This window comes from uncultured Erythrobacter sp., assembly GCF_947499705.1.
Classification (GTDB): domain Bacteria; phylum Pseudomonadota; class Alphaproteobacteria; order Sphingomonadales; family Sphingomonadaceae; genus Erythrobacter.
The window spans coordinates 525251-546885 of sequence record NZ_CANMPJ010000002.1 but is presented as its reverse complement, the minus strand read 5'-3'; the positions used below and the strand labels follow the sequence as shown (position 1 = coordinate 546885).

Genomic DNA, 21635 nt, shown 5'->3' with positions numbered 1-21635 from the left:
TATGTTTACCACGTAAGCCCAGAACCCCTCCGATAACCGGTCAAACAAGGGGCATTACTGGCCATGGACACGCTTCGGGGCGCATTTGATACCAACGATGGGGCTGAAGACAGCCACGATTGGGATGCCCATGATGATGAGGTAGCGCGTCAGCTGCCGCCGGAAGCGATTGGCCAGGACGAGCGCCGCATGCAGGTGCGCGCCTATAATCACTGGGCCAGCCTGCTGGGAGAGCGCAGCTACCCTTCGATCGAAGACCTCGAACCGCACAATCTGACCGATTTCGGTCCAAACTCGGTCCTGCTGGATTTTTCGGCCGGGATCGACGATCCAATCGTGCAGTATCTCGGCGACAAGCTGGGCGAAGAATGCGGTGCGCAAGGGCCGATTTCGAAGCTGTCGGACGTTCCGCCGCGCTCGCTGCTCAGCCGGATCACCGATCATTACATGCAGATTCTCGCCAATCAGGCGCCAATCGGTTTCGAAGCTGAATTTGTGAATCAGCGCGGTCACTCAATTCTCTATCGCGGAATCCTGCTGCCCTATTCGAGCGACGATGACACAATCGATTTCATCTATGGCGTGATCAACTGGAAGGAAATGGCCGACCAGATGACCGCCGACGAGCTCCTGCTCGAAATCGACCAGGCGCTGGAGACAGACGAGCCGGTTGAAGACGAAGACGAGCCGCACAAGCATCACGCCGATCCGGTCACCGACTGGGCGGATTCGCCGCTTGCCGATCTCGATGTCGGGGCGGGCGACACCGAACATGCTGCACCTGAAATTGAAAGCGCCGAAGTCGCTGATGATTTTGCTGACAACATCGCGCCGCTTATCGATGGCCTCGACGAGCCAGAGCGCGAAGACGATCTGCCGATACCCGATTTCGGTCAGTACAGCCTCGACGATGAAGACGATGACGAAGAGGAAGACGGTGATGCACCGGGCTACAGCTTCGCGTCGCTGACCGACTACATCGAGGCGCCTGCCAAAAAGGCACTCGACCTCGGCAGCGCTGAATTTGAGGCATCTGAATTCGATGCTCCCGAGTTCGACAGCTCCGAACTGGAAGCGAGCGTCGAAGAGACCATCGCACAGGATGACACCTCGTACGAGGCGGAGCCTGTCGCGGAAGTAACCGATGAAGTCTCAGTCGAACCCGCCGAACTTCCTGAAGACGCTGGCCTTTACGATTGCCTCGCCTCAGCCCGCGAACTGGCACTAAGCGCCCGCGCTTCGGAAGACCGCAGCCGTCAGGCGCTCTACGCCGCCGTTGGCCGCGCTTACGATTTCTCGCTCGCCGCCAAGAGCGAGCCGGACGAATACAACGAGTTGATCGAGGAAAGCGGCCTGACGATTCAGGATCGCGCCCCGATGACTCCGGTGGTGAAGCTCGTATTCGGTAGCGATTACGACAAGACCCGCCTTACCGAATATGCTGCTGTACTGAGCCATGCTCATCGGCTGGAGCTGGAGCGCGGATCGCTTGCCGAATTCTTGACCGCAGCCGAAGGCGGATTGAAGGGCGTGGTAGGCGCCGAACGCCGCCTGCGCCGTGAAGAAAGCGGTAAGACGGTCGAACCGGAAGATGCCGTCCGCCACGCGCTGGCGAAGAAGCTGCGCGAGTTGGAAGCCCTCACTCTGGATGCGCTGTCAGGCGAAGGTCCGGAATTCGCTCTGGTGATGGTGCGCCGAGACGGCACAGGCAATGTGGATGTGCTGGGCGAAGTGCCCGATGATGTTGCACTTGTCGAACGCGCCGCACGCAAACTGGTCGGCTAACTGCCCTCACCCAGCGGTAGCAGGCGCTTGGCCTGCTACAAGAACAAGTCTAAGCGGCAGCCGATGTTTTTCGGCCGAGCCCCCTTGCGCGTGCAACCGTTCTTCGGATTCCGTAGCGAGGACCGGATCTCGCTGACGGCGCGAGCGCTGCGGTCGCGCGAGGCATTGTTCAACAGCCGCAATTTCCTGAGTGATTTTAGAACGATGCTGGGGCAATACACCTCTCATGAAGTGCCCGGCGTTGAGGTAGAATTCGAATATCAAAGCGCCTGCGGCGAACCATTGAGGCATACCGCCACCACCGATGATGAAGGCTTTGCGCGGTTCGACTTCGCATTCCCTTCGCCGCACAATCGGCCTGCTCAAACCGAATGGGAAACGGCGACGCTTCGTTGGCAAGCGGTGGCGGGACAGCACGATGGCGGCGAAGTCACGGCGCACATCCTTGCTCCCGGCACTAGGGCGGGCGTCGGGATTATCTCCGATGTCGATGACACGATCATGGAGACCGGGATAACCGGAAACCTGCGAGCCATTGCGCGCAACTGGAAGCGCGTGATGGTGCAAATGCCGAGCGAGCGTATCCTCGTGCCGGGAGCGCGCGATTTCTACGCTGCGCTTGGCGGCAACCCGGCTATAAGTCGGCCAGATGAGCCGCAGGCGCGCGAGCGTCCGGTGTTCTATGTGTCGTCAAGCCCTTGGAATCTCTTCACCTATCTCGTGACTTTCAAACGTGAGCGCGATCTGCCGCTCGGGCCGATTATGCTGCGCGACTGGGGCTTCAACCGGAAGACCCTGGGGTCGGAAGGGCACGGATCGCACAAGCTCGAAGTAATCGAGCGCGTCCTCGACCATTATCCGGATATGCGCTTCGCTCTCGTCGGGGACGACACGCAAAAGGATGCAATTGCATTTGCCGAGATCGTCGCCGCTCGTCCCAAGCAAATTGCTGCTGTGTTCATCCGCACGGTTTCCTGGGCAAACCCCAACGAAGCACAGCTTGCGGCCCGCAACGCCATCGAGCAGGCGGGCGTTCCGTTCTGGACCGGCAGCGATTACCGCGCGGTAGATGAGTTTCTGGCCGAGATTGGCCTGGACTCAGACAAACAAGTCGAACACCTGGTTCGCGCTAGTGAAGACGATATCGGGGCAAAGGATTGACCACACAAAGATCGAAAAGGATCCGCCGAACAATGCTTTGGATTATCGGCGGGCTTGTCCTGCTTGTCATCGCAGGCGCTTTGGCGCTGCAATTCGCCATTTCGCGCAATGGACCGGCGGTTCTGACTCAAGTCGACCGACTGACCGGTGGTTCGGGCGATGCGGGCCTGCGTGCGTCGATTTCTCTCGGCGAGCACCCATCGCAAAAGGCAATCGTCTGGGCGCCTGAGAACCGCGATCCGGACTCCGAACCCCTTCCTGTGCTGCTCTTCGTTCATGGAGGCAGCTGGAACTGGGGTGATCCAGTCGATTATGGATTTGTCGGGCGGTCGTTTGTACCAAAAGGGTTCATCGTGGTTCTGGGCGGATATCGCCTGCATCCGGACGCCGTCTATCCGGCCATGCTCGAAGACACCGCCCGCACCATCGCATGGACCCGTCAGGAAATCGCGCAATATGGCGGCGATCCTGACCGTATCACCATCGCCGGCCATTCGGCCGGAGCCTACAACGTCGTCCAAACCGCGCTCGAGCACCAGTGGCTTGGCCGCCACGGCATGTCGGCGAATGATATTGCGGGCGTTGTTGGCCTGTCGGGGCCTTACGATTTCCATCCGTTCGATAGCGATTCGACGATTGCTTCGTTTGGAGATGCGCAAAACCCGGAAGCGACACAGCCGATCAACCACGTGCGCAGCGACGCGCCGCCGATGTTGCTGATCCACGGCGACAAGGATAATCTGGTCAAGCCGCGCAACACACGCGAGCTCGCCAAGCGGATCGAAGCGGCTGGCGGCAACGTCACAATGCACTTCTATCCGGAAATGGAGCACAACGATCCGTTGATCTCGCTCGCCGCGCCATGGCGCTCAAACCGCGATGTTGACGACGTTATCGCGGAATTCGCCCTTTCTGCGACACTAAAGGACGAAACTTCAGTTCCGGTTCAGGGCGAAACGCGCTAATCCCGCGCCTATGCCCACAGCATCCCTCTCCAGCACGGCGAAAGAGCGCCTGCCTATTTTCGGCGCTTACCTGCTCGCCTTCATCGCGAGCCTCGCATTCGCATTCCAGCCGGTTGCCGCGCAATCGATCCTGCGCGACGCCGAAACGGAAGCTTTGCTCAACGATATGGCCGCGCCGCTGATCGAGGCGTCTGAGCTTGAACCCGGCAATGTCGAGATTGTCCTGATCAACGACACGTCGATCAACGCCTTCGTTGCCGGCGGACAGGTCGTCTATGTCCACGCCGGCCTGATCAACGCTGCGGAAACCGCCAACGAAGTCCAGGGCGTGATCGCGCACGAGCTTGGCCACATCACCGCAGGACACGTGGTTCGGTTCGAAGAGCGCACCCGCAGCGCGCAGGGCATCACCATTCTTTCGCTGTTGCTCGGCGTTGGCGCAGCCCTGGCTGGCGCTGGAGACGCAGCGCTTGGCGCGATCATGGCAGGGCAACAGGCTGCGCTGGGCAGCTTCCTCGCCTTCAACCGGAATCAGGAAGCCTCAACCGACCTCGCTGGCGCTCGCTATCTGTCGGGCGCAGGCATTTCGGGGCGCGGCTCGATCAAGTTCTTCGAACGCCTGCGCAGCCTCGAAATTCGCCGGGGTTTCAGTCAGGCCGATGAAGCCGCGTATGGCCGCACCCACCCTCTTTCGGGCGACCGGATCGCAACCCTGCGCGAAGTCTATGAGAAAGACCCCGCCTGGGACACACCGGATGATCCCGAATTGCAGGCCCGCTTCGAACGCGTCCGCGCCAAGCTTTACGGCTACCTCGCTGAACCCAAGCGTACCTTCAACTTGTACCCGGAAAGCGATACCAGCGATCCGGCACGCTACGCCCGCGCCTATGCGTTCCACAAGGATGCGCAGATGGACAGGGCGATCGCCGAAGCCGATGCGCTGCTGGCGACCGATCCCGACAACCCCTACTACCTCGAGCTCAAGGGGCAGGTGCTGCTCGAATCCGGCAGGCCGGAAGAAGCTCTCCCGCATTTGCGGCGCGCCACCGATCTGACGCTTAATCAGCCGCTTATCGCCTCAATGTTCGGTCACGCTCTGATCGCGACCGAAGATGAAACGAACTTTGCCGAAGCGGAGCGCGTCCTGCGCGCTGCCGTTGCACGCGACCGGTTCAATCCCTTTGCATGGTATCAACTGGGCGTGGTCTATGCCGAACGCGGAGACATTCCGCGCGCACGGCTCGCCAGTGCAGAACAGCAGGTCATGGCGCGGCGTTATCCCGAAGCCCTGCGTAACGCGCAGGCCGCCGAAGCAGGCTTGCCGCGCGGCACGCCGGATTGGATCCGCGCACAGGATATTTCGCTGCAGGCACGGGCTGAACTGGAAGCGCTGCGCGACCGGCGCTAGGCTCGCCACTCACACGCAATCGGACCGGCTTTTATGAAATCTTCGCTTCTCGGCACGCTTTCCACTGCGTTTATGGCGCTGGTGTTCGGCTTTCTCGGCGCGGCAGCGTGGTCCTATTCGGGCCTTGCCGACAATCGCACGCGGACCTTCCTGCTCGATAATCCCGACATGCTGCCGCAGATGGCACAGGCCTATCAGGAACAGGAAGCCGCCAAGCGGCTCGCCGGGCTGGGTGATGAGGTCTACCAGCCTTTCCCCGGTGCCATTCTCGGCAATCCCGAAGGCTCCAAGGTGCTGGTCGAATTCACCGACTACAATTGCCCCTATTGCGAAGCGAGCCTTGCCGATGTCGAGCGACTGGTCGCCGAAGACCCCGATCTGAAAGTCGTCATCCGCGAATGGCCGATCTTCGAAGGCAGCGACATTGCATCCCGTATGGCCCTCGCTGCTGCTTCGCAGGGCAAATATCAGGCCTTCCACAAAGCCATGTTCGAATTGGGACCGGCCTCGCCGGAAAGCGTCGAAGCTGCTGCAATACAGGCGGGACTAGACCTTGACCGTGCCCGCGCGGATGCCGCATCGGATGCGGTGACGGTTGAACTGGCGCGCAATCTGACGCTGGCGCAATCGCTTGGCTTTGGCGGGACGCCCGCGTGGGTGACCTCGACCAAGGCCGTCGAAGGCGCCATTGGCTTTGACGGTTTGAAAGAAGCGCTGGAAAGCTCTGGCAACAGGGCAGACGCCGCCACGAGCAGCTAATGCGGCTTCGCATCTCTCCCCTTCTTGCGGCGATGATGCTCGCTAGTGCGGTTGCCGCGCCCGCAATGGCGACTCCCGATCTGGACGATGTGGACTTGGTGGCCGAGCGCGCCGCCATCGAACATTTCCAGGGACTCGATCAGAAATTGCAGGATGTCGGGTGGAAATTGGCGCGCGGCAATGCCCCGTTTTGCACCCGCTTTACCCTGTCCATTGGTCTGCAATTGCAGGATCTGGCCAGTTATGGCGGGCCGGAGATTGCCCGCGCCGCTTTGGGTATGACCGGCGATTTCGCGGTGCAAACGGCTGCGCGCGGATCGCCTTCTGCGCTGTCGCACGCGTTTCCGAAAAACCGGGAAGTCATACAGCTCGCAGGTGTTGACCCAAACACCTGGGAAGCCGAGGACCGCCATTATTGGCAGCGACTCACCAGAGCACACGACTGGATCGACGATGCCCTGCATCACAGAGGCATAGCCACGTTCCACTTCGCGAACGGCGAGACTGCGCAAATTGAGCCGGTCAAAGTCTGCGCCACCCGTTTCGAACTCGCAGGTGAGGGCAAGCGCGCCGTAGCCGATGGGCAGCGCGTCGTGCTCGGCATGAACTTCCCCGGCTTCGCCTATGACGAAGAAATTTTTGCTGGCGCGGTCGCACACGAACTCGCGCACAACCTGCTCGGCCACCGCAAATGGCTGGAGGCCAATGGCGAAGGCCGCCGCAATGTCCGCCGGATCGAACGCGAAGCCGACCGGCTGATGCCGTGGTTGATGGCCAATGCGGGCTATGATCCGCAGGCCGCCTATCGCTTTATGACCACCTGGGGGCCGAAGCACGATGGCGGGCTGTTCCGCGCTCGCACCCATGATGGCTGGGACGAGCGCGCCGAATTCATCGCCGCCGAACTGCCGTTGATCAAAGAGTTGATGGAGCGCGACGGTTCAGCCGACTGGTCGGTGCATTTCACCCGTGAAATCGACCCGAATGCAGGCGAAAAGGTCGCACGCGGCGACTAACCGAGACGGCAATAAGCGCGGCAAACGGTGCGGTGTGAGCGCTCATTCTGCGCGAAAGCCCCTGCTAACCGCGAAAAAATGGGTTACATGTCGGAAATATGGCGATGATCCCGATCCAGCCTGCACCGTTCTTTGAGAGCAAGAACAGGGCGTTCTGGTACCTCCAGCTGGCCGGCTGGGGCGGGGCTTTCCTGTTGCGCGCCCTATCGGCATTGGCCAATGGATTGCCGCTCGATTGGCTCGCGGTGATCCTCGTCAACACGCTCACCGGCTTTTCGATAACGCTGGTTCTTTCGGTGGTCTTTCGCCAGCTGATCAACCGCAAACCCTATGTGACCTGGGGCGGCACCGTTATGGTGCTGATCGGCGCGGTGGTGGTGCACGCCTTCCTCGATGCATGGGTGCAGGGGATTTACTACGGCGAGAGCCGCGAGACGACCTTCGCGCAGCGCTTCATCGGCATCACCTATATCCCGCTGACACTGCTTGGAGCATGGAGCGCGCTGTATTTCGCGATCAATTACTTCCTGACGGTCGAGCAGCAGGCCGACCGGCTTGAGCGGCTGGAGGCGCAGGCCACCTCGGCGCAGCTGGCGATGCTGCGTTATCAGCTCAACCCGCACTTCCTGTTCAACACGCTCAATTCAATCAGCACCTTGGTGCTGCTGAAACAGACCGAACCCGCCAATGCGATGCTGACCCGGCTTTCGGGCTTTCTGCGGCACACTCTGATCGCCGAACCGGGAAGCCAGGTGACACTCGCGCAGGAAGTCGAGACGCTGCAGCTTTATCTCGGGATCGAGCGGATGCGGTTCGAAGAGCGGCTACGCACCAATTTCGAGATCGAAGACGAAGCCTTGCAAGCCAAGCTGCCATCGATGCTGTTGCAACCGCTGATCGAAAACGCGATCAAATATGCCGTCAGCCCGCAGGAAGAAGGCGCGCGCATCTCGCTGACCGCCCGCGTGATTGGCGAAAGGTTGCGCCTCACGGTTGAGGATACCGGCCCGGGCGTAGACGGCCCGCTGCAGCACAGCCTGCTTGAATACTCGCCCGACGGATCCGGTCAGCCGGTCTCCACCGGCGTCGGCATTGCCAATATCCGCAATCGGCTGATGCAGGCTTACGGCGACAAACATCTGTTCGAGACCAAATCGGAGCCCGGTGGCGGCTTCACGGTCCTGATCGAAATTCCATATCAACGGGCAAGCGAAAGCGCGAGCGAGCCCGAATCCGGTCGTGACACTGCAGGCTCCCCCGCCGCCGCAGCGTCAGGCGATGCCAATCAAGGAGGTACACAAGATACCCCCGCAGATGCATCGGCGACCGTAATCCCCCTGAACCCCGCGCGCTCATTAGGATCCAATGCATGACGATTAGAACTATCCTCGTCGACGACGAGAAACTGGCCATTCAAGGCTTGCAAGTTCGCTTGCAGCCGCATGAAGATGTCGAAGTGATCGACACTTGCTCGAATGGCCGCGAGGCGATCCGCAAGATCAAGACGGAAAAGCCCGACCTCGTCTTTCTCGACATTCAAATGCCCGGTTTCGACGGCTTTTCCGTGGTGAAAGGCGTGATGGAGATCGAGCCGCCGCTGTTCGTTTTCGTCACCGCTTACGAAGAACACGCGATCCGCGCGTTCGAGGCCAATGCCGTCAATTACCTCATGAAACCGGTCGATGAAGACAAGCTGGCCGACACCATAGAACGGGTGCGCCAGCGCATTGCCGAGAAGAAATCGACCGAGGATGCCGAACAATTGCTCGAAGTCCTCGCCGATGTCGCGCCGGATCGCGCGGCGCAATTCTCGGATGCCGGCGGCGACAGCGCCGAACGGTTTGAAAAGCTCATCAACGTGAAGGATCGCGGCCAGATCTTTAGGGTCGAAGTCGACTCCATCGAACATATCGACGCGGCAGGCGACTACATGATCATCTCCACCGGCGACAATTCGCTGGTGCTGCGCGAGACCATGAAGGACCTTGAGCGCCGTCTGGACCCGCGCAAGTTTCAGCGCGTGCACCGTTCGACCATCGTAAACCTCGATCAGGTCCGGCAAGTGAAGCCGCATACGAATGGCGAGTGTTTCCTGGTTCTGGATTCAGGTGCCGAGGTGAAGGTGTCGCGCTCGTATCGGGATGTGGTTGCACGCTTCGTGCATTGATTGTTTTGGTTTCCGCACGCCCATCCGGGCGTGCGAATTCCTCGCTCACGCGGCCAAATAGCCGCATCGCTGCGGGCGGGCAGTCGCCCTTGCGGTCGCTTCGCGACCGTTTATTGAGAAGCCATGACCTTCATCCTACCCGGTTTCGACCTCGACACCTTCGTTCGCTCCACGCTCGATGAAGACCTCGGCGTTGGGCTCGAAGGCGGCGGTAAAGACGTCACCAGCGAAAGCGTTATCCCCGCCGATGCGCGCTTTTCGGGGGTGATGGACAGCCGCGAGGCGATTGTGGTCGCGGGACTGCCGCTGGCCGAGGCGTTCTTCCGTCACCTCGACCCCGATGTGTCGATTGAGACGCTCGCGCATGACGGCGACAAGGTCACGCCTGGCGCTGATCTGATGCGGCTCAAGGGCAATGCCCGTGCGATGCTGACGGCGGAGCGGAGCGCTCTCAATATTGTTCAGCACCTCTCAGGTATTGCGACGATGGCAAACGAATACGTCACCGCCATGCGCGCACCCGGAGGCAATCCTTCCTGCACCCTGCTCGACACCCGCAAGACCTTGCCCGGTCTGCGCGTGCTTGAGAAATATGCGACCCGGATGGGCGGCGCGCAGAACCACCGGATGGGCCTGTATGATGCGGCGATGATCAAGGACAACCACGTCGCGGTCGCAGGCAGCGTCGGCGAAGCGGTACGCCGCGCACGCGATGCCGGGGTGTCGCACATCATCTGCGAAGTCGACCGGCTGGACCAGATCGAACCCGCGCTGGAAGCAGGCGCACATCACCTGTTGCTGGACAATATGTCCCCCGAGGTGCTCGCCGAAGCAGTGAGCATGGTAGCTGGCCGGGTCCCAACCGAAGCCAGCGGGGGGATCAATCTGGATACGATCGCAGCAAAGGCCGCGAGCGGGGTCGATTACTGCTCTGTCGGGCGACTGACCCAAAGCGCGCCCGCCGCCGATGTGGGCCTCGACTTCACGCCGCTATGAGAGGCGGGCGATGAAGCTCGCATCGGGACCGCGACCGCTCTCAATCAACCTGTTCGCAGCAATCCTGCTTGCATTGGCTTGCTGGAACCTCACGGTCGCGCTCTTCGATCTGCCTGCGCAGCAGGACTTTCTCGCGTCGCTCGGGCTAGGACTGGAATGGAACCGCGACTGGACCATTGTGACCAGCTCGGCGTGGTTCACCATCGAGTTGATCCCGGTTGTGCTGGTGTGGCTGGTCGCCGCCGGGTTCGCCCGGTGGTTCATCACGGCGATGGCGGTGATCAAGATCGTGCTGATCCTGTCCAATCTGCCGATGCTCTACGCCTTGCCCGGAATTCTGGCAGGCCAGTCGATTTCTCTCGTCGCCGTCGCACTGTTATTCACGCCGGGTGCGAATGCATGGTTCAATAGAGAGGAGGCCGACGCTGCGCTTTTCAACTAGCCTGTTCGCGATCCTGTTAGCGCTGATCATACCGGCCACCGCCAATGCGCAGGCGTATCAATGCCGCATGCCGCAGATATCCAGCGTGCCGCAGGTCACTCCCAACTCGTCAAGGCGCGAGCTGCCTGTGACCGGCTACACAATGGCGCTGAGCTGGTCGCCCGCCTTTTGCCGCACACGGCAGGATAGCCGCTCACACAAAACGCAGTGCTCAGGCGAGAATGGGCGGTTCGGCTTTGTCGTCCATGGACTGTGGCCGGAAAGTTCGGGCAGCTGGCCGCAATGGTGCTCGACCCGGGGCGTGCTCAGCCCGGCTGAGATCCGCCGCAACATGTGCATGATGCCCTCTGCACGCCTGATCGCACGGCAATGGGCTAAGCATGGCAGCTGCATGGTCAAACGGCCCGACACCTATTTCAAGGTCACGCGCATCCTTTGGAAATCGCTCCGCATCCCCGATTACGACCGGATCAGCCGCGAGGATGGCCTGACCGCAGGCCGCATCCGCAAGGCCTTCGCTGATGCCAATCGCGGCTGGAGTCCGAGTCAGATCGGCGTGAAGTTAAACCGGGACGGCTGGTTGGAAGAAATCCGCCTCTGCTACGCGAAGAACTTCAGGCCCAAGCGCTGCGATGCGAAGCGGTTTGGCGCCCGCGACGGTGTGCGGGCGAAGATTTGGCGGGGGCTTTGAGGCGTCTTCTAGCGCAATTCGACGATCCTGTTTATTCCGTCGACGTCGACTGATCGCTCTTCATCACCGTCGATTATCTTGGCTGTGCCTTTCGTAAATCCGCGCATATCGAAAAGGTTGACCGACACGTCACTTATGGTGGCCGGATTGGTGCAGATGAACTCCATGTCGAAGGTGACCATCCATTGCCCGTCTCGCTTGGCAATGCTCTCGCTGCCTTCGTCATAGCGGCATCCGGCGCTCGAGGTGAATGCGAATTTCGAGCCTACCGAAGCCTCGATTCCTTCGATGTCCGGCGCGATCGCCCGTGACAATTCGTCTCGCAGAGCGTTGTAATCATCCCATTCGGGCACCCCGTGCTGTTCAGGGGGCAATTCAAGGTCGGACGACACACCATAATTGGCCATTGGAGATTCGATCACTAGCCCGACATATTCATTGTCATTGAGTACAAACAGCAATTCGACCGGCCCAGCACCTGCGAAATTGTCCGGCGCGCCCTGATCACTCGGCTGCTCATCCTCGGCCTCTGCCTCTCCGCATGCGCTCGCCAGCAGCAAAGCTGCAATCACTGAAGTGGCTCTGATCATTGAAATCCCCTGTCGCATCGGCACTCAGCGCACCCGCTTATAGTCCTCGCCGCCGATCCACAGGACGCCGTAGCGCCCAAATTTGCCGCGCGGCTTGGCCGACCCGCTGTAGAACACCGATGTGCGGACCACTTTGCCGTTGCCATAGGTCAGCTTCAGTGTGGAGCCGCTGAGCGCCCAGCGTCCGGAGGTCGCCGAGCGCGAGCCGCCCACACCTGCGCCGGAACTGGCTGACTTGCTGGTCGACTGGCTGAAGGTCCCATTGGCGTTGAAGGTGAATTGCTTGACCTGCGCGGTAAGCACCTGCCCGCCAAGCGCGGTGTTCCCTCCGCCGCCAACTGCCTGATAGGTGCCGTTGAGGTGGCGCGCCGCCGGAAGCGCTGTTGGCGGGCCGACAGTAGGTTTCAGATCGGATGTGTCGCCATCGCTCCAGCGCACGTGCACATTGCGCCCTGCACTGCGCCATGTGCCCACGTCGGAGGCCTTGGCTCGCCTGATCGCGCTCACGCTTACATCGTCGACCGCATAGCTGCCGAGCTTCGCCGCCGTGCCGCCATCCATCAGCGCAACCAGATCGTAGGTCGGATAGACCGCACCGCCGACGCCGTATTTGTATTTCAGCTCGAACATCACGCGCTGCGCCGTTTGCCCGCGAGTTCGAGGCGAATTTGATCGTGTGGGTGCCGGGGCCTGGCTTGCCGCCGTGGCCGCTGCACCCGGCGCGCCCAAGGCCGCCATCTTCTCAGTCGCCGCATCGATGCGCTGGGCAAGCCCTGCCGCAGATTTCGGACCGAGATGCGCCATTACCAGCACCGAGCCATCGCTCTGGCGCACGCCGACAACCCGGCCAAGCATTGGCACATTGCGGCTGACATATTCGACATCCTGCACATTCAGCGCGCCCGCCGTGCTGGGCTCGGAACGGACCACGATGTCGGCCCTTCCGGTCATGATGTCGGCAAATTCCTGGACGCTCGCGGCGGCGCTCGCGCCCTTATCGTATGTGCGGAACACCATGACTTCGGCCCCCGTTGGCGCCTGATAGATGGTGAGGCTGTTGTTCTCGGACCGGTTCCAATTATCAGGGGCGACCTGCGAGGGGTCCGCGTGAACGGGCTGCCCAAATGGGGCCAGCAATACCACTAGGAGAAGGATGAATCGCATTCGACTGATACCCCCTGGCTACACAAAGACAGAGCGCATGGTTGAGGCTGCCCATGCAAGCGCATTCGCGGCAGGAGGGGGCCTGCGCACGACCGATGCTTTGACGCGGGTCAATGAACAGCCCCCAGGGTTCACTATCATTGGCTCATTATGATTGAGATCGAACAGCTAGCCCCCGACGCCCATCGCATTGTTGTGATGGCAGAATTTCGCCAGGACGATGCCAAGAGAATCGTCGATTTTGCCAAGGAACAACTCGATTCCGGAGGAGGCGGCAGCCTGCTGATCGACCTGACATCGATGGCCGGGTTCTCGTTTTCGGCGGTCACGGTCGAGTTGGCACATCTGCCCAGCGCGCTCAGATACGCTTACCGGCTGGACCGGATTGCGATCATCTCAGACGAGGAATGGATCCGGAGCGCAGCGCGCGTCGAAAGCGCGCTGATGCCGGGTCTGACCTACGAAGTGTATGACGAAGATGAAGCCGACACCGCCCGCGCATGGGTGCTGGGAGAGGAAGAGTCGCCGCACAAGGGCGCGATCCGCGAACTCGATATCGGCAAGCCCGAAATCGCGGTGTTCGAGTTGAACGGACGCCTCGACCGGGACGAATCCGAACGCGGTGTCGCCATGGTCCGCGCCCGGCTGGAGGCCCCAGATTGCTCCCGGCTGATGCTGATAATCAAAGGGTGGCACGGCTTCGATGTCGACACGATGTTCAGCAGTCAGGTGATGGGCGGTAAGCTCGACCTGATCGGCAAGCTTGATCGCTACGCCATCGTCGGCGGACCTGATTGGATTGGCGGTATGGCAAGCGTGATTGGAGCATTGCTGAAACCAGAAATTCGCTCATTCGATCTGGACGAGCAGGTTGAGGCTCTGGATTGGCTCAAGGGTGAGCGTGCGACATCAAGCCGCGATTCCGAACTGATCGAATAGCGCATGACCGAGGCGAAACTCGAGACTTGGGACGCGATCGTCATCGGCTCAGGCATAGGCGGCATGACCACAGCCGCCGCACTCTCCAAAGTGGGTCACAAGATCCTGCTGCTTGAACAGCACGCGACGCTCGGAGGCCTGACGCACAGCTTCTCGCGCGGCGGTTTCACATGGGATGTCGGCGTGCACTACCTCAGTTCGATGGCTCCGGGCGATGCGATGCGCAATCGTCTGGATTGGCTATGCGATACGCCGATCGAATTTGTTTCGCTCGGCTCGGTCTACGACATTCTTCACATCGGATCGGCGGAGCCATTGGCGCTGACGCGGCCTTACGAAGCGCAGGAACGCGACCTCAAGGACCGGTTCCCCGATGAAGGCGAAGCGATCGAGGCGTGGACACGGGCGTTGCGTGATGGGCTGCAAGCCATGCACAAGATCTTTCCAACCCGAGCGATGCCCGAGCTTGCCGGCGACATGCTCGACTGGTGGAACCGCGATGCGATCCGCAGATGGTGCAGCCGCACAACCAAGGAAGTGATCGACGATCTCACCGATAATCCCGAACTCGCTGCGGTGATGGCCGCGCAATGGGGCGATCATGGCGGGCGACCGAGCACAGCAAGCTTTGCGATGCACGCCCTGATCGGCGGTGCCTATCTGGAATCGGGTGCGTGGTACCCGGTCGGCGGCAGCGCTGCCTATGCGGATCATATCATCCCGACCATTACCAAGAATGGCGGCGAAGCGCGCGCTGGAGTGCGTGTCGAGGAATTGCTGCTCGAAGATGGCGTAGCGGTCGGGGTGAGGACCGACGGCGGAGAAGATATCCGGGCCAAGGCGGTTGTGTCCGACATCGGCGCGCGTGAGACGATTGATCTCCTTCTGCCCGAAGATGCCGGTCCCAAAGATTGGAAGGCCGAAATCCGCGCGCTGCCCTCAAGCATAGCGCACTACACGCTGTTCCTGGGTTTTCAGGGCGACATCGAAGCGGCTGGTGCAACCAAAGCGAACCATTGGATCTATCCAACCGGCGATGTCGACGTCGTGTGGGACGATGCGCCGGACGGCCCGCCGCCGCACATGACCGTCTCATTCGGCTCGCTTAAGAACCCAGAGCACGACCCAGGCCCAGAAGAGAAACACATGGGGCAATTGCTCGTCTGGGCCGATTGGGAAGCGGTCGCGCAATGGGCGGGCCAACCGGCAGGATCACGCGGTGATGACTATGCCAACTTCAAGCGCCGCGTCGAAGACACGATGATGGCGATGTTCGAGCGTCACTTCCCCGAACTCGCCCAGCTTGTTGTGTACCGCGAGCTGGCTACACCGCTATCGACGGTGGCGTTCACCGGGCACCGGAAAGGCGCGTTCTATGGCCTCGACGTAACGCCCGAGCGCGTCATGTGCGACGCTCTGCGCGCTAAAACCCCCATTCCCGGCCTGTTCCTGACCGGTCAGGATGTTGCCAGCCAAGGCATACCGGGCGCGCTGATGGGTGGATATCTGAGTGCGGCCAATGTGGATCCCAAAGTCTTCCCGAAATTCAAGGGATGACGTGCAAACCTTTGCTCCAGCGAACTATCGCCGCTGTCTGAAAAACCCGCGCAGCAGCTCCGCCGCTTCAATCTCGCCCATGCCCGAATAGACTTCGGGACTATGTAAGCATTGCTTGTGTTCGAACACCCGCGCTCCGTGCTCGACCGCGCCGCCTTTTGGGTCACTCGCCGCGTAATAGAGCCGCGCGATCCTTGCGTGGCTGATCGCTCCGGCGCACATCGCGCACGGTTCCAGCGTGACATAGAGATCGCAGCCGGTCAGGCGTTCGTCGCCCAGTGCCTCCGCCGCCGTCCGCATGGCGCGGATTTCTGCATGGCCGGTCGGATCTGGCGGGGATCGCGTGGCGTTGGCCGCCACGGCCAGCACTTCGTCGCCCTTCACAACAACCGCACCCACGGGCACTTCCCCAGCTTCAGCAGCCTTACGTGCAGCTTCAAGTGCAGTCTGCATGGGTTGCGGGATGGGCCATCTCTTTCCTTGGCGGGTCATATCAGGTCGCTAGCGGGACCGCCGAACCCAAGCAACTTGCTTGACGATTCGGCACCTCAAGGCTATGCGCGCCGCTTTCCGGGATAACCCGAGTTGCTGGACTGCCGAATCACTCGGCCACCCTGAACTCGCCCGCCACTTGAACGTAATGAGAGATATCATGTCGCGGATTTGCGAACTGACCGGCAAAGGTCGCCAGGTCGGCCACAATGTGAGCCACGCCAACAACAAGACCAAGCGCGTCTTCCTGCCCAACCTGCAGAACGTCACGCTGCTGAGCGAGAAGCTGGATCGCGGCTTCAAGTTCCGCGTTTCGACCCACGGTCTGCGCTCGGTTGAGCACAATGGCGGGCTCGACAACTGGCTGCTGAAGACCAGCGACGACAAGCTGTCGGCGCGCGCGCTCAAAGTGAAGCGTGAATTGGTCAAGGCCACCAGCGCCGCGTAAGCGCCGTTTGGCTTGGGGCCGCTGGGCTTCATAGAATTTGAGAAAGGCGTGCGAGGCTACTTGCGCGCCTTTTGCTTTGTCTGGCTTTCATCCGAAGCTGGCTCTTCAAACTCTGGGTCGAATGTCAGCTTCACGAGCAGGGTCCGCTGAAACGCGGACAAGTTGTCGTCGGACACGAGCCACACGGTAAGCTTGCCATCGGCCCGAGGCCTGATCGCCAACCCTTCGTAATTCTCGCGCGGGACCACACCTGCCAGATCGAGCGTTATTTCCGGCGCCCATTCCTCACCAGCCTGAGGCGGCGCGCCAATCGCCAGCTTGCTTTCAAATGGCGGCCAGCCGTGCCAGCCAAAATCGAGATTGCGCAGCAGCACCAGCACGCGCCCGTCGGGCAATTGCGCCATATCGGTTGCCGCGTGGCTGTATGCCGGGTTGCGATAGGTGAAGCTCTGCGATTCCACGCCCGACACGGGATCGCCTGCGAAGATCAGCCCTTCGGTCGATCCTTCGGGCAGGATCACGAACCGCCCATCCGTAAGCCGAACCATCGCTTCCGCGCCCGAATTGATCGTCCAGTCGACCTCGTCATCGAGATCGCGCAGACCATCGATTTCGCTGGCGACGGTAAAGCGATGTACGGTGTGGACGTTCTCGAACCCGAGCCAATAGGCCCCGGTTTCCGGGTCGCGGGTGGCGGATTCGATGTCCCACAATTCCTTGGCGCGGCCCGGCTGAACCAGCTGGCGAACGACATTGCGCACGGTCGAGGGCTGGTCCGGCTCGGTCAGTGTGAACCGTGTGCCGCGATCCGAAAATGCCCGCAGCGTGTCATCCTGAAGTGCAAACATCGCGGAAAAGCCGCCGAACATCAGGTTGTAGGCTTCGGCGTGCCATATCCCTTCAAGGGTCCAGCCCTTGATAGAGGTATCGTTGGCACCGGCGATCTTGGTCACGGAAATATCTTCAGTCGGGCTTTTCGGAACTTCGGATCGCAACCACGTTCCGGGTGCGCAGATCATCGCCAATACGATGCCCGCAATCAGCCGTTTTGGCCGACTCATCTCAGTTCATCGGCCCCACAAACAGCAGTGGATCGAGCCGCGCGCTATTCCATTTGAGACCCCAGTGCAGATGCGGGCCCGTCGCACGGCCAGTCGAACCGACATTGCCGATATACTGGCCCTGCTTCACCACCTCACCTTCCTTCACCGCAATCTTCGATGAGTGCAGGAACGCGCTGTTAAGGCCCATGCCGTGATCGATGATGATCAGCCCGCCTTCGAGGCTGAAACCCATCCGTGCAAGCACCACCACACCATCAGCAGGCGCAACATAGGGCACCCCATTACCGGGCGCGATGTCGATACCGGAATGATAGCTCCCTGGCTCGCCGCGATAGATTCGCTGGCGCCCGAAGCGGCCCGAAATGCGCCCCTTTACCGGCCAGATGAAATCCTGCTTCCAGCCATCGGCGTCGGTCACTTTGGCGCGGGCGGCGTTGATCGCTTCGTATTCCGGCTTACGGATCTTCCAATAGGCTTCGCTGGAGCGTCCGCCCCGGCGCGAAACATTCACCCGCTCAATGTTCCATTTGCGCGGGCTGACTGTCAGCGCTTCGGTGACGGTCTGCCTCGACGCATTCGTAGCGGAGAGTTTCAGGGAACCCGCACTGTCACGGTCGAAAGCGGCGAAGAACGTTCCGTCCTCTGCGATTTCCAATTCTTGTCCCCCAAGCGAAGCGCGGACTGTGCCATCAGGCACAACCCCGCGGATAAAGCCGCCTTGCGTCAACTCGCCCGAATACGAAAAGCTGGTGTTCAGATTGACCGGCGCTGGCGGCAAGACTGGGTCGTTCAACGGCTCCGGAAAGGGCCGCCCATCTTCGATCGTCGGGGTGTAGGTCTGCTCGGATGCGAGGGTCTGCTCAGCCTCGGGGGCCGAAGCCGTTTCAGGCGCCGCAGCTTCGCTGCCGGTGCAGCTCATCAGGCCAGCCAGCCCCAGCCCAGCGATTGCCATTTTCGCCCATCGCATGGTCGATAGACTCATTCTTGTTCGAGCAGGCGGCGCGTTGCAATTTCAGGCGTGGCGTAAGCCTCCTGATGCTCGGCGCTCCAATAGCGGAGTTCCTCGAGCGGGATGACTTCACCGGTCACGGAGCACAGCACATGCTGACCCGGGCGCAGCACGCGGAAGCTGGCGGGTCCGTAATAGAGTTTGGCGGCTTTATCGCTGGTCGACATCAACATGCGTGTCCTTTTAGCAGCATGGGCTTAACCGAACAAATCATCTTGGGTCGGCGGAGCAGTGTTTCGAGTCGTTTTTTTGGGCGGCTTGCGCACAGGCGTTGGCTTGACGGGTGGCGGAACGGACCCGACTCCGACTTCGAGCGCGCCGTCCTTGAACTGCAAGCTGAGCGCTTTTTCCTTCGCAGCCTGCACCTTTCCAGTCAGCGCTTTGCCCGAGGGGTCGCGCACGATGGCATAGCCGCGTTCCAGTGGCTTCTCCGGATGGAGCTGGCTTGCGATGCGGGTAAGGGAGGCGAGCCGCTCGCGACCTTCCCTGATCGGGCGTTCGACCAGGGCCGGAACGAGCCTCACTCGGTCCAGACGTCTTTGCGCGTCGGTTTGCGCCCGGCCAAGTGTAGTCGGAGAAAGCCGCGCGGCGATCCCGGCTAATTGCTCGCGGCCCTGACCTGCACGGTCGGTTAGCCCTCGCCGCAGCCGTTCTGACAATTCGTCGAGCCGCTGCGCTTGCGGTTGCAGCAGGGTCTCCATCCGCGGCATTCGGCGGACCCGCGCCTCGAGGCGTTCACGTCCCATTTCAACCGGGCGGTGCACAGCCCGGCGTTGACGCGCGGCAAAATCGGCCAGCGTGGCTTCGAGGTCCACGCGTACCGGGACCGCCATTTCCGCCGCAGCACTAGGAGTTGGAGCACGGCGATCGGCAGCGTGGTCTGCCAGCGTCGTATCGGTCTCGTGTCCGACTGCAGAAATAACCGGAATGGTACATTCGGCGATGGCGCGAACCACTGTCTCTTCGTTGAAGCCCCACAAATCCTCGATCGAACCGCCTCCGCGCGCAACGATCAGCAGATCGGGGCGCGGCACTGCGTCGTTAGGATCAAGTTCAGAAAACACTCGAATCGCTGCGGAAACCTGTTCCGCTGCGCCCTGCCCCTGCACCAGCACCGGCCAGACGATAACATGGCTGGGAAATCGATCCGCGAGCCGGTGCAGGATATCGCGAATAACCGATCCGGTTGGTGACGTGACCACGCCGATGGTCTTGGGCAGGAACGGAAGAGGCTTCTTGCGCTCCCTCGCAAACAGCCCCTCGGCCTCCAGCCGCGCGCGGGTTTTCTCCAGCAGCGCTAGCAGCGCGCCCTCGCCCGCGATCTCCAGGCTATCGATCACGATCTGGTATTTCGAGCGCCCAGCATAGGTCGTCAGCTTGCCGGTCGCGATCACCTCCAACCCGTCTTCGGGAACGAAAGCGAGGCGATTGGTGCTGCCGCGCCACATCACTCCGTCCAGCACCGCTTTCTCGTCCTTGAGTGCGCAGTAAAGGTGCCCTGAAGCCGCCCGCTTCACGCCCGACAATTCCCCGCGCAGCCGGACATAGCCGAACCTCTCCTCGACCGTCCGTTTCAGCAGTGTCGAAATCTCGGTGATCGACAGCGGCTGCGCGTTGTCGCCCTGCCGCTCGCGCGCTACCAGCCCTGCTGGATCGTCGGATGAGGTAGGAGCGCGCGCCATGAATGTCCTTTTGCTTGGCGGTGGAGGCCGTGAACATGCGCTGGCGTGGAAGCTGGCGCAATCCCCCAGCCTGACCGCGCTGTACGCTGCCCCCGGAAATCCCGGAATCGCCGAATGCGCCAAACTGGTGACCATCAACGCGGACAATCACGAGGCAGTGGCGCTGTTCTGCAAGGTCAACGACATCGCGCTCGTCGTGGTCGGCCCCGAAGCGCCGCTGGTAGACGGCCTTGCCGACAGCATGCGGGCCGAGGGCATTGCGGTGTTCGGCCCGTCACAGGCCGCCGCTCAGCTCGAAGGTTCGAAGGGCTTCACCAAGGATCTGTGCGAGCGCGCGGGCATCCCCACCGGCGCCTATGTACGTACCACTGCGCTCGACGAAGCCCGCGCGGCTCTGACCCGCTTTCAGCCGCCGTATGTGCTGAAGGCAGACGGTCTCGCAGCGGGCAAAGGTGTGGTGATCGCCGAAGGGATCGAGCAGGCGGAAATCGCACTCGCTGACATGTTTGGCGGACAATTCGGCGAAGCCGGAGCCGAAGTGGTGATTGAGGAGTTCCTCTCCGGCGAGGAAGCGAGCTTCTTCGCCCTGACCGATGGCGAGACGATACTCCCGTTCGGCACGGCGCAAGATCACAAGCGTGTAGGCGAAGGCGATGTAGGGCCGAACACAGGCGGCATGGGCGCCTACTCCCCCGCCCCGGTGCTGACTGCTGAGCTGCAACAGCGCGCCATCGACGAAATCATCCGCCCAACGGTCGAAACCATGCGCGCCGAGGGCATGCCCTATTCAGGCGTGCTCTATGCCGGGCTGATGCTGACGGCCGACGGCCCGAAGCTGATCGAATACAATTGCCGTTTCGGCGACCCCGAATGCCAGGTGCTGATGATGCGCTTTCAGGGCGATTTGGTGAAGGTAATGCTGGCCTGCGCGAAGGGCGAGTTGGCGGGCATTGAGGCGCAGTTCGCCGAGGACACCGCGCTAACCGTGGTGATGGCCGCCAAGGGCTATCCCGGATCTGCGGAAAAGGGCGGCGTAATCAATCTTGGAGAGGCTGAGGCAGAGGGCGCGAAAGTCTTCCATGCCGGGACAGCGATGAAGGACGGCGCGTTGGTTGCGAATGGTGGCCGCGTGCTGAACGTGACTGCAATGGGCGCGAACGTCACCGAGGCACAGGCAGCAGCGTATCGCGCGGTGGATGCGGTGCAGTTCGAGAGCGGATTCTGCCGGCGGGATATTGGCTGGCGGGAAATTGAGCGGGAGAACAATAGATGATGGGAGCCAAACGTCAGCCCCCATCAT

At 61.3% G+C, this 21635-nt stretch carries 22 protein-coding genes; 15 read left to right on the top strand and 7 right to left on the bottom strand.

Translation table 11 applies throughout. The features are described 5' to 3' along the window. Positions 1-63: 63 nt before the first annotated feature. The 11 genes from Q0837_RS15570 (at position 64) to Q0837_RS15520 (ending at position 11390) form a co-directional block, all read left to right on the top strand. Positions 64-1785 carry a hypothetical protein gene (locus tag Q0837_RS15570; RefSeq protein WP_298470921.1) on the top strand — a complete coding sequence of 574 codons (1722 nt, stop codon included), beginning with the start codon at positions 64-66 and terminating at the stop codon, positions 1783-1785. A gap of 63 nt (positions 1786-1848) precedes the next feature. Beyond that, positions 1849-2946, top strand: coding sequence for a phosphatase domain-containing protein (locus tag Q0837_RS15565; RefSeq protein ID WP_298470920.1), 1098 nt, complete (start codon positions 1849-1851; stop codon positions 2944-2946). Positions 2947-2978: 32 nt separating this feature from the next. Then, positions 2979-3911 carry an alpha/beta hydrolase gene (locus Q0837_RS15560; protein ID WP_298470918.1) on the top strand — a complete coding sequence of 311 codons (933 nt, stop codon included), beginning with the start codon at positions 2979-2981 and terminating at the stop codon, positions 3909-3911. 10 nt (positions 3912-3921) lie between these two features. Then, entirely contained in the window at positions 3922-5319 is a 1398-nt protein-coding gene (locus Q0837_RS15555; RefSeq protein WP_298470916.1) for a M48 family metalloprotease, read from the top strand. A gap of 33 nt (positions 5320-5352) precedes the next feature. Next, positions 5353-6078 carry a DsbA family protein gene (locus Q0837_RS15550; RefSeq protein ID WP_298470915.1) on the top strand — a complete coding sequence of 242 codons (726 nt, stop codon included), beginning with the start codon at positions 5353-5355 and terminating at the stop codon, positions 6076-6078. A gap of 65 nt (positions 6079-6143) precedes the next feature. Further along, complete coding sequence (locus tag Q0837_RS15545) at positions 6144-7094, top strand: hypothetical protein (RefSeq protein WP_298470913.1); 951 nt, start codon at positions 6144-6146, stop codon at positions 7092-7094. Between the two features lie 98 nt (positions 7095-7192). Then, a complete protein-coding gene (locus Q0837_RS15540; protein ID WP_298470911.1) occupies positions 7193-8467 on the top strand; it encodes a sensor histidine kinase in 1275 nt (424 codons plus the stop codon). Next, complete coding sequence (locus tag Q0837_RS15535) at positions 8464-9261, top strand: LytTR family DNA-binding domain-containing protein (RefSeq protein WP_298470908.1); 798 nt, start codon at positions 8464-8466, stop codon at positions 9259-9261. The genes Q0837_RS15540 and Q0837_RS15535 overlap by 4 nt, the downstream gene beginning before the upstream one ends. A 123-nt stretch (positions 9262-9384) precedes the next feature. Further along, positions 9385-10257 carry a carboxylating nicotinate-nucleotide diphosphorylase gene (gene nadC / locus Q0837_RS15530; protein WP_298470907.1) on the top strand — a complete coding sequence of 291 codons (873 nt, stop codon included), beginning with the start codon at positions 9385-9387 and terminating at the stop codon, positions 10255-10257. A 10-nt stretch (positions 10258-10267) separates the two neighbouring features. Beyond that, positions 10268-10699: a hypothetical protein gene (locus tag Q0837_RS15525; RefSeq protein WP_298470905.1), complete on the top strand. Its 432-nt coding sequence runs from the start codon at positions 10268-10270 to the stop codon at positions 10697-10699. After that, the gene (locus Q0837_RS15520) at positions 10653-11390 is read left to right on the top strand and encodes a ribonuclease T (protein WP_298470903.1); all 738 of its coding nucleotides are present in this window, start codon (positions 10653-10655) and stop codon (positions 11388-11390) included. The genes Q0837_RS15525 and Q0837_RS15520 overlap by 47 nt, the downstream gene beginning before the upstream one ends. An 8-nt stretch (positions 11391-11398) precedes the next feature. Here Q0837_RS15520 and Q0837_RS15515 read toward each other — a convergent pair whose 3' ends face one another. Then, positions 11399-11980 carry a hypothetical protein gene (locus Q0837_RS15515; protein ID WP_298470901.1) on the bottom strand — a complete coding sequence of 194 codons (582 nt, stop codon included), beginning with the start codon at positions 11978-11980 and terminating at the stop codon, positions 11399-11401. A gap of 24 nt (positions 11981-12004) precedes the next feature. Next, positions 12005-13144, bottom strand: a complete 1140-nt coding sequence (locus Q0837_RS15510; protein ID WP_298470900.1) for a hypothetical protein — start codon at positions 13142-13144, stop codon at positions 12005-12007. 150 nt (positions 13145-13294) lie between these two features. Between Q0837_RS15510 and Q0837_RS15505 the strand changes: the two genes are divergently transcribed. Together Q0837_RS15505 and Q0837_RS15500 are read left to right on the top strand one after the other, a co-directional pair. After that, positions 13295-14083 (top strand): STAS/SEC14 domain-containing protein, encoded by a 789-nt coding sequence (locus Q0837_RS15505; RefSeq protein ID WP_298470897.1) that lies wholly within the window; start codon positions 13295-13297, stop codon positions 14081-14083. Positions 14084-14086: 3 nt separating this feature from the next. Then, positions 14087-15640 (top strand): NAD(P)/FAD-dependent oxidoreductase, encoded by a 1554-nt coding sequence (locus Q0837_RS15500; protein WP_298470895.1) that lies wholly within the window; start codon positions 14087-14089, stop codon positions 15638-15640. Between the two features lie 24 nt (positions 15641-15664). Here the strand turns inward: Q0837_RS15500 and Q0837_RS15495 are convergent, their stop codons facing one another. Next, complete coding sequence (locus tag Q0837_RS15495) at positions 15665-16093, bottom strand: nucleoside deaminase (protein ID WP_298470894.1); 429 nt, start codon at positions 16091-16093, stop codon at positions 15665-15667. A 199-nt stretch (positions 16094-16292) separates the two neighbouring features. On the opposite strand from Q0837_RS15495, the gene rpmB reads away from it, so the two are divergent. Then, positions 16293-16580, top strand: coding sequence for a 50S ribosomal protein L28 (gene rpmB, locus Q0837_RS15490; protein WP_298471793.1), 288 nt, complete (start codon positions 16293-16295; stop codon positions 16578-16580). 56 nt (positions 16581-16636) lie between these two features. Here rpmB and Q0837_RS15485 read toward each other — a convergent pair whose 3' ends face one another. From Q0837_RS15485 to xseA, 4 genes are read right to left on the bottom strand one after another with little or no spacing between them, the layout of a single operon-like run. Further along, a complete protein-coding gene (locus tag Q0837_RS15485) occupies positions 16637-17641 on the bottom strand; it encodes an esterase-like activity of phytase family protein (protein ID WP_298470891.1) in 1005 nt (334 codons plus the stop codon). A 1-nt stretch (position 17642) separates the two neighbouring features. After that, positions 17643-18626 (bottom strand): M23 family metallopeptidase, encoded by a 984-nt coding sequence (locus Q0837_RS15480; RefSeq protein WP_298470889.1) that lies wholly within the window; start codon positions 18624-18626, stop codon positions 17643-17645. Next, the gene (locus tag Q0837_RS15475; RefSeq protein ID WP_298470887.1) at positions 18623-18826 is read right to left on the bottom strand and encodes a DUF2093 domain-containing protein; all 204 of its coding nucleotides are present in this window, start codon (positions 18824-18826) and stop codon (positions 18623-18625) included. Before Q0837_RS15475 ends, Q0837_RS15480 begins: the two co-directional genes overlap by 4 nt. Before the next feature lie 24 nt (positions 18827-18850). Next, positions 18851-20335, bottom strand: a complete 1485-nt coding sequence (gene xseA / locus Q0837_RS15470) for an exodeoxyribonuclease VII large subunit (RefSeq protein WP_298470885.1) — start codon at positions 20333-20335, stop codon at positions 18851-18853. On the opposite strand from xseA, the gene purD reads away from it, so the two are divergent. Then, positions 20334-21608 (top strand): phosphoribosylamine--glycine ligase, encoded by a 1275-nt coding sequence (gene purD / locus Q0837_RS15465; RefSeq protein WP_298470883.1) that lies wholly within the window; start codon positions 20334-20336, stop codon positions 21606-21608. The genes xseA and purD overlap by 2 nt on opposite strands. Positions 21609-21635: the final 27 nt, after the last annotated feature.